13 protein-coding genes are annotated in these 12,168 nt (G+C 57.8%); 1 reads left to right on the forward strand and 12 read right to left on the reverse strand.

The genetic code is table 11. The features are described from left to right. Positions 1 to 82 precede the first annotated feature (82 nt). A complete protein-coding gene (gene rfaE2, locus C666_RS21275; RefSeq protein ID WP_004334197.1) occupies positions 83 to 1,138 on the forward strand; it encodes a D-glycero-beta-D-manno-heptose 1-phosphate adenylyltransferase in 1,056 nt (351 codons plus the stop codon). Between the two features lie 53 nt (positions 1,139 to 1,191). Here rfaE2 and C666_RS04270 read toward each other — a convergent pair whose 3' ends face one another. From C666_RS04270 to C666_RS20335, 12 genes are all read right to left on the reverse strand, one after another. Then, on the reverse strand, positions 1,192 to 1,755 hold the full coding sequence (locus C666_RS04270; protein WP_004334200.1) for a Uma2 family endonuclease: 564 nt from the start codon (positions 1,753 to 1,755) through the stop codon (positions 1,192 to 1,194). A 90-nt stretch (positions 1,756 to 1,845) separates the two neighbouring features. Beyond that, complete coding sequence (gene rfbC, locus C666_RS04275; RefSeq protein WP_004334202.1) at positions 1,846 to 2,397, reverse strand: dTDP-4-dehydrorhamnose 3,5-epimerase; 552 nt, start codon at positions 2,395 to 2,397, stop codon at positions 1,846 to 1,848. After that, positions 2,394 to 3,275: a glucose-1-phosphate thymidylyltransferase RfbA gene (rfbA, locus tag C666_RS04280; protein ID WP_004334204.1), complete on the reverse strand. Its 882-nt coding sequence runs from the start codon at positions 3,273 to 3,275 to the stop codon at positions 2,394 to 2,396. The genes rfbC and rfbA overlap by 4 nt, the downstream gene beginning before the upstream one ends. Positions 3,276 to 3,327: 52 nt before the next feature. Next, entirely contained in the window at positions 3,328 to 3,675 is a 348-nt protein-coding gene (locus tag C666_RS04285; protein WP_004334206.1) for an H-NS histone family protein, read from the reverse strand. A gap of 7 nt (positions 3,676 to 3,682) precedes the next feature. Next, positions 3,683 to 4,501 carry a LabA-like NYN domain-containing protein gene (locus C666_RS04290; RefSeq protein ID WP_004334207.1) on the reverse strand — a complete coding sequence of 273 codons (819 nt, stop codon included), beginning with the start codon at positions 4,499 to 4,501 and terminating at the stop codon, positions 3,683 to 3,685. Between the two features lie 24 nt (positions 4,502 to 4,525). Further along, positions 4,526 to 5,707 carry an O-antigen ligase family protein gene (locus tag C666_RS04295; protein ID WP_004334209.1) on the reverse strand — a complete coding sequence of 394 codons (1,182 nt, stop codon included), beginning with the start codon at positions 5,705 to 5,707 and terminating at the stop codon, positions 4,526 to 4,528. Between the two features lie 20 nt (positions 5,708 to 5,727). Beyond that, positions 5,728 to 7,113, reverse strand: coding sequence for an undecaprenyl-phosphate glucose phosphotransferase (locus C666_RS04300; RefSeq protein WP_004334211.1), 1,386 nt, complete (start codon positions 7,111 to 7,113; stop codon positions 5,728 to 5,730). A 12-nt stretch (positions 7,114 to 7,125) separates the two neighbouring features. After that, the gene (locus tag C666_RS19525; protein ID WP_245603872.1) at positions 7,126 to 7,542 is read right to left on the reverse strand and encodes an H-NS histone family protein; all 417 of its coding nucleotides are present in this window, start codon (positions 7,540 to 7,542) and stop codon (positions 7,126 to 7,128) included. A gap of 99 nt (positions 7,543 to 7,641) precedes the next feature. Then, on the reverse strand, positions 7,642 to 8,532 hold the full coding sequence (locus C666_RS04305) for a GDP-mannose 4,6-dehydratase (protein WP_004334215.1): 891 nt from the start codon (positions 8,530 to 8,532) through the stop codon (positions 7,642 to 7,644). 12 nt (positions 8,533 to 8,544) lie between these two features. Continuing rightward, a complete protein-coding gene (gene gmd / locus C666_RS04310; RefSeq protein WP_004334217.1) occupies positions 8,545 to 9,579 on the reverse strand; it encodes a GDP-mannose 4,6-dehydratase in 1,035 nt (344 codons plus the stop codon). A gap of 131 nt (positions 9,580 to 9,710) precedes the next feature. Next, a complete protein-coding gene (locus C666_RS04315; protein ID WP_004334218.1) occupies positions 9,711 to 10,874 on the reverse strand; it encodes a glycosyltransferase family 4 protein in 1,164 nt (387 codons plus the stop codon). A gap of 38 nt (positions 10,875 to 10,912) precedes the next feature. Then, the gene (locus C666_RS20335) at positions 10,913 to 12,127 is read right to left on the reverse strand and encodes a hypothetical protein (protein ID WP_154666103.1); all 1,215 of its coding nucleotides are present in this window, start codon (positions 12,125 to 12,127) and stop codon (positions 10,913 to 10,915) included. Positions 12,128 to 12,168: the final 41 nt, after the last annotated feature.

Genomic DNA, 12,168 nt, shown 5'->3' on the forward strand with positions numbered 1-12,168 from the left:
GCGGCAAAGCCGCGTGCTAGCATCGCTGGGATCCAGAATGCTTGCCCCGGCCTTGCGCCGGGGCCAAACCGCGAGATTACCCATGAGCTTCTTCAGCCAATACATCGACAAGCACCTGGCCGCCATCGAGGCGCTGCGCGCCATCGAACCGGCGGTCGAAGCCGGCGCACGGCGCATCAGCGCGGCGCTCAACCGCGGCAACAAGATTCTGTTCTGCGGCAATGGCGGCAGCGCGGCCGATGCGCAGCACATCGCCGCCGAGCTGGTCGGCCGCTTCGTCGCCGAGCGCCGGGCCTTGCCCGGCATCGCACTCACCACCGATACCTCGATCCTGACCGCGGTGGGCAACGACTACGGCTTCGACGACGTGTTCGCGCGCCAGGTCGATGCGCTGGGCCAGCCCGGCGACGTGCTGGTCGGCATCTCCACCAGTGGCAACAGCCCCAACGTCATCGCCGCCGTCGAGGCGGCACGCCGGCGCGGAGTGGAAGTCATCGGCCTGCTCGGGCGCGATGGTGGCAAGCTGCGCGACCTGGCGGACCTGGCGGTCGTCATCGGCGTGGCCGAGACGGCGCACATCCAGGAATGCCACATCATGATCGGCCACATGTGGTGTGCCCACGTCGACGCCCACCTCGCCGCGCCGGATACGGCGAAGGCGCCGGCGGACGGCGTGCTGACGGAGGCGCAGGCCATCGAAACCGTCCGCGCCGCACGCCAGGCCGGCGAGCGCGTGGTGATGACCAACGGCTGTTTCGACATCCTGCACCCCGGCCACATCGAATATCTGGAACAGGCCCGCGCGCTGGGCCAGCGCCTGATCGTCGCCGTCAACGACGACGATTCGGTGCGCCGCCTCAAAGGCGACGGCCGGCCGGTCAACCCGCTGGCGCACCGCCTGCGCATGCTGGCCGCGCTCGGCTGCGTCGATTGGGTGGTGCCGTTCGCCGAAGACACGCCCGAGCGCCTCATCTGCGCTGTGCTGCCCGGCTTGTTGGTCAAGGGCGGCGACTACACGCCGGACCAGATCGCCGGCGGCGACTGCGTGCGCCGCGCGGGCGGCGAGGTCAGGGTGCTGGGCTTCGTCGCAGGGCATTCCACCACCGGCCTGATCGAGCGCATCCGCGACGGCGGCTGATTCCGGAATTTACGAGGGCCGATTCCGAAGTTTACGGAGCTTGAGATCCGCGCTCACAGCGCCTCTGCATCCATGTAGATTTCGTCCAATGTGATTTCCGCATTCAGGCAATCCAGCCGGATGCTGCCTTCGGTGAAGGTCTCGTAGCGTACCGGATCACCGAAGCGGTACACCTCCACGCTGCGCTTTTCGGGGTCGACCAGCAGGTATTCGCGCAGTGATGGCGCGGCCTGGTAGGCGAACAGCTTCTCGCGGTGGTCGATGCGTTCGGTGCTGGGCGACAGTACTTCGACGATCAAGCAGGGGCAGCGGCGGTAGTAGGGGTCGCGATCCTGCGGATCGCAGGCCAGCAGCAGGTCGGGGTAGTAGAAATAGGTCTGGCCCGAATGCTCGATGCGCACTTTCATGTCGGCCATGAAAAGCTGGCAGCCTTTGCGGCGCGCGTGGGGCAGCAATGCGGCATGGAAAGCGCCGGCGACCAGACCGTGCGTCGCACTTGCCCCACCCATCGCGACGACTTCGCCGTCCAGGTATTCGTGCTTGATGTCGCTGCGGGTTTCGCCGTCGAGATAGTCTTCGATGCTGATTCTGGTGCGGCATGCGGGAGCGCTGCTCATGCTGGCCTCCGTCGGGGGCTGGGTTCCGGGCAATGATAAGCCAGGCATGGGCGCCTGCGTTTGCTCCGGAAGCTTCTGGCCCCAAGACCCTCAATCGAAAACTTCGCACTCCGCCAGCACCGTCCCGGCCTGATCCTTGGCCGACAGCAGGGGGCGGCTGCCGGCCAGCGGCCATTCCACGCCGACCGTGGGGTCGTCCCAGGCCAGGCAGCGTTCGTGCTCGGGGGCATAGTAGTCGGTGGTTTTGTACAGGACCTCGGCGGTCTCGCTCAGCACCAGGAAGCCGTGCGCGAAGCCTTCGGGAATCCACAGCTGGTGCTTGTTTTCGGCCGACAGCACGGCGCCTGTCCAGCAGCCGAAATGCGGCGAACTGCGGCGCAGGTCGACGGCGATGTCGAAGATTTCGCCCTCGATCACGCGGATGAGTTTTCCCTGCGGCTGCTGGATCTGGTAGTGCAGGCCGCGTAGCACGCCGCGTCGAGAGCGTGAGTGATTGTCCTGCACGAAAGTCGTCCGGCAAGCCGTCACCGCCTCGAAATCCCGCTGGTTGTAGCTTTCGAGGAAGAAGCCGCGTGCGTCGCCGAACACCTTGGGTTCGAGCAGCCAGACGTCGGGGAGGGGCATGCGTTTGGCAGTGATCATGCAGGAATTTCCTTCAGCAGCCGCAGCAGATAGCGGCCGTAGTCGTTTTGCGCGAGTGGCGCCGCCAGACGTTCGAGCCGTGCCGCGTCGATCCAGTGCATGCGGTAAGCGATTTCTTCCGGGCAGGCCACCTTGAGGCCCTGGCGGCGCTCCAGGGTGGCGATGAACTGGCTCGCGTCCAGCAGCGAGTCGTGGGTGCCGGTGTCCAGCCAGGCATAGCCGCGGCCCATGGTTTCCACCGTCAGGATGCCGTCGTCCAGATACAGCCGGTTGAGGTCGGTGATCTCCAGTTCTCCGCGTGCGGAAGGGCGCAGCGAGGCGGCCCGTGCGCTTGCGCTGCCGTCATAGAAGTACAGCCCCGTCACCGCGTAGCTGGATTTGGGCTGCGCGGGTTTTTCCTCGATCGAGCGAACCTTGCCGTCCGCGGAGAATTCGACGACACCATAGCGTTCCGGATCATGCACGTGGTAGGCGAATACCGTTGCGCCTTCCGTGCTGGCGGCAGCCTTCTGGAGCAGGCGATGGAGCTCGTGACCGTAGAACAGGTTGTCGCCCAGTACCAGCGCGCTCGGCGCGCCGGCCAGGAAGGCGTCCGCGATGATCAGCGCCTGCGCCAACCCCTCCGGCTTGGGCTGGACCGCATATTGCAGCGTGATGCCCCACTGCGAGCCATCCCCCAGCAGTTGCTGAAAGCGCGGTGTGTCCTGCGGAGTGGAAATGAGCAGGATGTCGCGTATGCCGCCCAGCATCAATGTGCTGAGCGGGTAGTAGACCATCGGCTTGTCGAACACCGGCAGCAATTGCTTGCTGATGGCGAGCGTGGCCGGATGCAGGCGCGTGCCAGAGCCGCCGGCGAGAATAATGCCTTTGCGGTGCATGGTCGGGTGTTCTACCTGTTCATGAGGCCGGCCGCCTGGAAAGCAGGCGGGATCAGCTCTCCGGGATAAGGAAGTCGTCACGGCCATGTCCCGCTTCCAGTGCGGCCTTCATCCACTTTGGCATTACGCCGCGCCCGCTCCAGGTGCTGCCCGACAGTGGGTCCCGGTACTTTGGTTTGACTGCAGCGCGCTTCGACGGCGATGCGGGTTGGATGTCTCGTACCTGCGCGGCAGCAGCAAACCCCAGGTCAGACGCAGTCAGGTCGTAGTCGTGCATTTTCTGCTTGATTTCCGCGATCACGTCGGCGAGTTCGGCAGTCCGGATCTCTTCGGCCTGCTTCTGCAGCGCCTCGATCTGCGCCATGATTTCCACGTATGTCGGCATCGTTTCCTCCTTCATCAAATGTTCATGCCACGACGGTGACATTGGCCGCCTTCAGTTTACCTGTTGTTTCGCCTTCTTCCAGATCGAACTCCAGCACCAGATCCCGGCTCGGCAGGGCGTCGGTACTCAGTCCCGTTGGCAGTTGGGACGCATGGAGAAAGCAGGTTTGCCACGGTGATTCCGTGTCGCGCGAATCCGTCAGCCACAAGCGTCCGGCCACCTTGCGCATGAAGCGGACGAAACCGTAGCCGTTCTCGAACTGGTAGCACACCCCGCGAGCAAAGCCGCCCGCCACGCCCCACTCGTTGTAGTCGCGGCCGTTTCGGGCACGTTCGGATGGCATGAGCTGCGGAACCAGGTAGCCGGACACGAAAGTATCCGTTGCCGCACGCAGTGCCCGCGATACGTTGCGAAAAGCCAGCCCTTCCACCCGGCAGCCCAGGCCCTGTGCAGCCTCCACCACGCGCACGAAGTCGCCATCGCCGCTTGCCAGCAGCACGGTGTCCAGGCGCGGCGCTTGCTGCAGGATGTCGATGGCGATGTCCATGTCGCAATCGGCCTTGGAGTAGCGGCCGCCTTCGCCATCGTCATACCAGCGGACGTGCTTGCGGAATACTTTGAAACCGTTGTCGCGCAGGGCGTCGTAGAAGCGCTGCTGGCCGGCACGATAGGCGGAATCGGTTTCGGCGCGGGCGGTATCGAAGGGCAGGTAGGCATTGAGCCGCACCAGCTCCCCGCCGTCACGCGCGGCAAAGCGGCGCAACATGTCCACCCGCATGCCGTAGCCGCCGTTCATGCCGATGTTGGCGAAATCGATGAAGATGCCGATGCGATTAGTCAAGAAATATCCTTTAGGAGCAAATTCTTATGAACTCATCTTGTTCGTGCGTATGCGTGCAGTCGCCGCAACGGCAAAAGCTAGCGGGATCCAAGTAATGAACCAGCTTTCGTTCGGCCGCGAAAAAAAGTTTCCGCCTTCGGTCAGGCCGGCAGCGAGTCCGAAGACGAGCAGGCAGGATGCAACGACAACTTCCGTGTTGTTGCGATTGACGACACAGGCATGCAGCACCGAAGTGTGCATCGCGAGCCAGAGTATGAGCCCGATCAGACCTAGCTCCAAAGCAACGGCAAGCGGAATATTGTGTGGGTCACGCCAGATTCGCTTCATATTCTCTACGGGAAACGCTATGTCTCCCTCAAATCCGTAGCCAATCAGTGGATGCCCCATGATCTTGTCCAGCGCTGCGGACCAGATGTCTGGTCGCCATGACACTCCTCTGGACGTAAAGATTGTTGGCTGAACGATATAGGCCACCAGCGCCAGCGTAGCCATCAAGGCAAGAATCCCTAAGGTGCGCCGGTTGGGACGGAGTAGGCAAAGCCAGCACAACATGGCGGCAATGCCGACCAGCGGTGTGCGCGATCCGGTCAGAACGATGCCCCACAGTAGCAGAGGACAGCACAACAAGCAGATCCAGGTGAAGCGGTTCAGCCTGTTGGAAAGCAGAACTGATGCCATGCCAAAGACAAACATCAAACCGAGGATGTGAGACGTAAGCAGTGGATGCACAAGAACGCCTGGGCCGATGTATCGGTTATCCCAGGGTTTGCGCGGGGTTTGGATGAACTCGACTGCACTCCAGACTACGAAGGCCGTGATGACAAACATCGAGATGAGCAGCAGGTTTCGTATAGGAATAGGCGCCCGCACGGAGCCAAGGTAAGCCAGCCCCGCAATTGCCAGAAATATATACAGCGGCCGCTTGATCAGGGATGACGTTACGCCTTCGCCTTCTGCCCAGCTCAGGCTGGCAAGTACCCAGGCTGCCAGAAGCAGGAACAGCAGAACGGGAGGTTGGCGCAAGATTGGTAGCATTTCCGTTCGCGCCACGATCAAGCCGAGCAGTGCAGGGAACGCGAACAGCAAATAAAAAGATTTCGAATAAAGGCTGCGATCAGTCAGCCAGAAGAGGCTGGTAAGCAAGGTAAACAGACCCAGGCTGAGCCAGATGCTCAGGATGTCCTTGAGTTGGCTGCGGTCTAGCACCGATAGAGTTCCACGCAAGTTCAGTAGGCATTAGGGTTAAGGAACCCTTTGAAGATGGTCAGGAAGATAATTTTCAGATCCAGACCGAGCGACCAGTTGTCGATGTACCACAAGTCATGTTCTACCCGGGCCTGCATCTTCTCGAGCGTATCGGTTTCTCCCCGCAAACCATTTACCTGCGCCCAACCGGTAATTCCGGGCTTGACCTGGTGGCGCTGCATGTAAGACTCCACCAAGTCCTTGTAGTATTCATTGTGCGCCAGTGCATGCGGACGAGGGCCAACAATGGACATGCGCCCCTGTAACACATTGAAAAACTGCGGCAGTTCGTCCAGGCTGGTGCGTCGCAAGAAAGCACCAAGCGGTGTGATGCGAGCATCGCCCTTGGTGGCCTGCGTTACCTGCCCGGATGATTCCTGATGCACCACCATTGAGCGGAATTTGTAGACCTTGAAGTGCTTGCCATTGATGCCCATTCGGTATTGCTTGAACAGTACCGGCCCTGGTGAAGTAAGCCGGATGGCCAACGCAATGACCGCGCATACCGGCAGGATCAGCAAGAAGATTAGGCCGCCGATGATAAGGTCTTCGGCGCGCTTCACGATTCGCGCGGCGCCATCCATTGGTGTGACGCTGAGATCTATCGAGTAGAACCCTGCCACACGGCTGACCTGGTGGTTGAGCAAGGGCAAATCGTTCAGTTGCGGCATGAAGCGGATCGAGACAACGTGATGTCGCAATGCATAAGCAGCGGATTGTATGTGCCCGCCCTCGCTTAGCGGCAGCATCAGCCATACTTCGTGGGCACGGGCTTCATCGACTTGCTGCGGCAGAGTATCCAGCCATTCTGGAGAATTGCTGCATCTTACAATTGCAGCGACTGCGTACCCTTGTTCACGCAGGGTAAGTTGCGAAGGGAGGCGTAAACCCCGCCCTGCGTCCGAGCCGACCACGATAACCTGTTTCAGATTCCTTCCCGCACGGCGGGCATGGCGGAGCGCAAGGAAGGCTAGCAGGCGAAGGCTGACGCCCAGGCCGGCACTGATGAGCATGGTGTACGTGAACCACAGGCGCGAATACTGAGCTGAAGTTTTGAGCAGAAAGCCCAGCATCGTCAGTATAGAGGCGGCGAGCAGCCACCCCCCCGCCACGCGTGTCACCTGGCGAAGGAACGACTGGCCGCGCCATGATCCATACGCCCCCATCACAAACAGGGAGGCTACTACGGTACAGGACCACGTAATGGCGGCGATCAGGTAGGGCGTACTGAGGTCAAAGGCGTCGAAACGCAGGGAGAACGCTATGTAGGCAGCCAGCATGGCTAGCCCCGCGTCGATCAGGGCCGCGGCGAGCGGAACCGGGTAACGCTCGGCGAAGGTCGGGGAGTAATTGGAGGATCGTGGCATTGGGGTGGCAGATCAGATTTCTGGGACCAAGAATTCCTCACGTATGTACCCTGCTTCCAGAGCGGCTTTCACCCATCTTGGCATCATCCCGCGACTGGACCAGATCTTGCCCGAAGTTGGAACTTGGTATCTGGGCTTTACCGCGTCACGTTTGGACACAGGTACGCTACGTTTTGGTGATATCGATCTGGTAGTAGCAAAGACCAAGTTGCCCGCTGCCAGGTTGTAATCGCTAATCTCCTGCTTGACTTCGGATATCTCCGTTTGGCGTACTGCTTCAGTCTGTTTCTGCAAGGTCTTGATCTGTGCCGTAAGCTCGACATAAGTCGGCATGTCTTTGTCCTTCGATGAAAAACAGTTTACAACAGTGACATCTACGGCTTTGAGTTTACCGGCAGCGTCACCCTCTCCCAGAACGAGTTCCAGCACAGGATCCCGGCTGGGCAGAGAGTCGGATGAGTGTGTGATGAAGCCCCGACTACGCGTTTACCACCCCTTCGTGAGTATCTTTAATGTGCCAGGTCCAGGTTAAAAAGATTGCTCCAGCATCCAGCGCAAGGTGTCTTGCAGCGGTGGAGTCTCCCAGTTCCCGATCAACGAACGGAGCCTCGAGACGTCCCCGCACAAGATCTTTACTTCGTTGGCGCGCACGAAAGCCGGATTTACCTCCACCCGGATCTTGTGGCCAGTGATCACCTCGGCCATCGCCAGCACCTCCCGTAACGAGTGGGAATGCCCCGAACACACATTCACGGTTGTCGACACCGGACGCACTTCCAGTAGCCGCCGATAGGCGCATGCCACGGCGCGGACATCGGAAAAATCCCGCCACACGTCGAGATTGCCTAGTTCAATCACCCCGGCCCTCCGACGGAAATGCTCCACGATCTTCGGCAACAGAAAGGACTTCGATTGCCCGACGCCGGAGTAGTTGAAGGGGCGAACAATCACCAACGGCAGCTTGTCCGACCACAAATGCGCCATGTACTCCATCGCCAGCTTGCTGACGGCATACTCATTGGCCGGATTGGCTGGCATCGTCTCGTCCAGCATGCCTTCGGTCGAGTTGCCGTACACGTTCGCGCTGCTCGCCAACAGGACACAACTGGGCATTTTCCCACTGTCCGCCAGTGCCGCGAGCAGGTTACGGGTGCCGATCAGGTTGACCTTGTAGAACGACTCGGCGTCCCCATGTCCGACGAACGAGATGGCCGCCAGATGCACGACGGCGTCAGGACTTAGCTCGGCGAGCACGCTACGCACGGCTTCGGCGTCGGTGAGATCCGCGCGCCGGTAATGTCTGTCGCCGGGCTCGTCGTGCGCCCCCATGCCCCACACTTCCCAGCCGTGGGCCTGCAACTCGGCAGCGACGTAGCGCCCGGTAAAACCTTTGATGCCGGTAACCAGTACCCGTTTCATCGTCTCGGGTCCTTAGAACGAACAACCGCACTCGTTGCGGCGGATGTCGGCCTCCACCATCATCTGGCACAACTGCTCCAGCGTCGTGGCGGGAGCCCAGCCGAGTTCCCGTTTGGCCTTTTCCGGATTACCGATCAGCAGATCGACCTCGGCGGGACGGTAGAACCTGGGATTCACCCGCACCAGCGTGCGGCCCGTTGTGAGGTCCACGCCTACTTCCTCTTCGTTCCTGCCTTCCCATTCAAGATCAAAACCCACTGCCTTGCCCGCCATGGTCACGAAGTCGCGCACCGTTTCGGTTCTGTTCGTCGCCAAGACGTAAGTATCGGGCTTGTCGGCTTGCAGCATCCGCCACATACCTTCCACATATTCTTTGGCATACCCCCAGTCGCGCCGCGCATCCAGGTTGCCTAATTCGAGCACGTCCAGCTTGCCCAGCTTGATTTTGGCGATGCTGTCCGACACCTTCCGGGTAAGGAACTCTCGTCCCCGCAGCGGCGATTCGTGGTTGAACAGGATGCCGCTGCTACCGAAGATGCCGTAACTCTCCCGGTAGTTCACTGTCATCCAATGGGCGTACAGCTTGGCCACACCATACGGACTACGCGGGTAGAATGGCGTCGACTCCACCTGGGGAATCGCCTGCACCTTGCCGAACATTTCCGACGTGCTGGCCTGGTAGAAGCGAATCTCCGGATTCACGATCCGGATCGCTTCGAGCAGATTCACCACACCGACTCCGGTAATTTCCGCCGTTGTGACCGGCTGCTCGAAGGATACGCCCACGAAGCTCTGTGCCGCCAGGTTGTAGATCTCGGCGGCCTCGACCGCTTGTAGAAGGCGAATGCTCGCGGACAGATCGGTAAGGTCGTACTCGACCAAGTTCAAATTCTCATGCCCGGCGATACCGAGTTCCTCGATCCTCCAGAAATTCACCGAACTGGTACGGCGATAGGTGCCATAGACCACATAGCCCTTGTCTAGTAACAGCTTCGCCAGATAAGCACCATCCTGGCCGGTGATCCCGGTGATGATTGCCTTCTTCATGATGTCTCCTTGCATCTTGTATCAAATAATGCCCTTGCCGCCGAACTGTCTGATCGTGTCGAAGTCAGGCAGCACGCTGGAAAACCACATTGTAATCGCTATTATGCCAAGCATGCCCCTGGCTTTTTTTTCTAAGATCTCGGCTCGGACCCCGATGTGCCGTGTCTTCTATTCGCCAGATTGATGGAGGAAAAAAATTCTGCATATTTTTCTTCCACGAATGCCCGGAACTCGGATTGGAAATGTGCCGTTGAAAAGGTGCAGGCATGTCTTCTTATGGCATCGGCGTCCGGTTGAAACTCTCTTTCGAAACGATCGACGGCCGCCACGATCGAGGCTTCTGTCTGCTCTGGGAAGAAGACCCCAGTCACCCCGTCCACCACGGTCTCGAGTGCTCCGCCTTTTGCGAAAGCAATGACCGGGGTTCCGCAAGCCTGAGCCTCTACAGGAGCGATGCCGAAGTCTTCCTCGGCGGCAAAAACGAAGGCCTTGGCTCTCTGGAGGTGGTCCTTCAGTACCTCGAACGGCTGGTAACCCAGAACTTCTACATTTGGGGAGGCCATTCTTTTCACTTTCTCAAACTGCGGTCCGTCACCAATGACGACAAGTCGCTTGTCCTTCATCTGGGAAAAGGCACGAACGATCAGGTCGACTTTCTTGTAAGGAACTAGGCGGGATGCTGTGACATAAAAATCCTCCTTGCCATGAGCGAGAGGAAAGTCGTCTACCGCGACGTTGGGGTAGATCGTGACTGAATCCCTCCGATATGCCTTCTCTATTCGACGGCCGATATAGTTGCTTATGGCAATGAAGAAATCCACTCTGTTGGCGGTTCTGTAGTCCCATGCCCGCATCTTGAACAGGACATAGCGGGCCACCCACCCCTTCAACCCTTTATCCAATCCGGTTTCAGATAGATATTGATTCTGCAGGTCCCATGCGTATCTTATGGGGGTGTAGCAATAACAGATATGAAGTTGATCCGGACCCGCTATGATTCCTTTGGCTACGGCATGGCTGCTGCTTATGATGACATCATAATTTGACAGGTCCAACTGCTCAATGGCGAAGGGCATCAAGGGAAGGTAAGTCTGATAGCGGGTGGCAGCCTTTGGCAGTTTCTGAATGAATGTCGTCCTGGCATGCTTGCCAAGCAAGTTTTCCCTGTCCTTGTCTGAAAGGAAGTCGATGACGGAGAATAAATCTGCCTGTGGCCAAAGCCTTATTATTTCCGCCAGAACCCTCTCTGCCCCAGCGTAGGTAACCAACCAGTCGTGAATAACAGCTATCCTCAAGATATTGACCTCATCAAAATATTAAATCTTCCAGAATTTTAGTCGCCGGACTTGCGTGGTGCGGAAGGCTTGACCGGATTCCTGGCCCACTTTAATGCGGGATAAGAAAGCAATGCGACCAGCAAAAATATCTGTCCATTAAGTATGGCTAGGATGTTTACCGCAGCGGCAAAGGGTAATGCAGTACATAATGCCGTGTGGAGCGGTAGGAATTCCAGGCTTCCTCTAAAGAGGTATTTATATACTCTTCCTGAATAAAATCCAATAATGCATGCTGCAAGAATGGCATAATGGCCAAAATCGAAAAACAAAGGCCCAAAATACGTTGTGTACACATAGGGGCGAGGCATGGCCTCCTGCACACGCTCGTCCGCTGATGGAGTTATGCCAAGAATTGTGGCGGTAATCTTGAATGGGATGTAAAGGGAATATGCCCCGTCCGATGTGATATTGCTATTATTTTCTATGGCATAAAAAAATTCAAAGATGCCATGGGAAAAATACTGGGCTATATGAACCAGACCGTAGACAAAGCCGGTTTCATCACTTTTGACAAATTCCTCACCTTCTGGTGAAATCGGAGTGAACGTGGCATAAGCGGATTGTGTCATGGAGTTGATCGGGTCTATTCCTGATTGCGATGCTCTCAAGGTAAAAGTGTACCCCAGTGCCCATACAACTGCAGGGAATAGCGCAAAAAGAATAAGGTGGCGTTTTAAAAATTTCTTTCTCTCGTAAAATAGACCAGCGGCCACCCAAATGCTAACGAGTTGGATAATGATCGGATATCGTAATCCAAACAAAAATAGGTCCGTAATGGGATATAAAAAACAAACTAATAGCAGAAGTTTGTCGCTATTTCTTTTCCGCCCACCTGCCTTTCTTATGGCAAGGAGTGTAGGTATTACTAGGGCGAAGTGGCAGAGAAGTAATGCGAAAAACGACACCGCACTCGTTTCGGATTCTGCAACCGCTAGTCTGTTTTCCAGAAAATTTGAAGTAAAACTTGCACCGCGCAGTATGATTCGATCGATTAATCTTAGCGCGAGCCCGGTCAGCACAATAGATACAAGAACATTTATGATGATGTTCAGCCGGCTAGGGTTTATATAGATATCAATATGTGATGGAATCCTGCGTTGGCCGATTGCATAGAATGTTGCAAAAAAGAATGGGAATGAAATTCCAATCAAAATGCTCTGCGCGCTGAAATCATTCCTGCTTTCGATTGGCGCTATAAGCAGGAGAGTCAAGAGAGTCAGGTAAGAGCCAAGGAAAAGACGCAAAGGCCTGT

Origin of the sequence: Thauera linaloolentis 47Lol = DSM 12138 (assembly GCF_000310205.1) — a bacterium.
Lineage (GTDB): Bacteria > Pseudomonadota > Gammaproteobacteria > Burkholderiales > Rhodocyclaceae > Thauera > Thauera linaloolentis.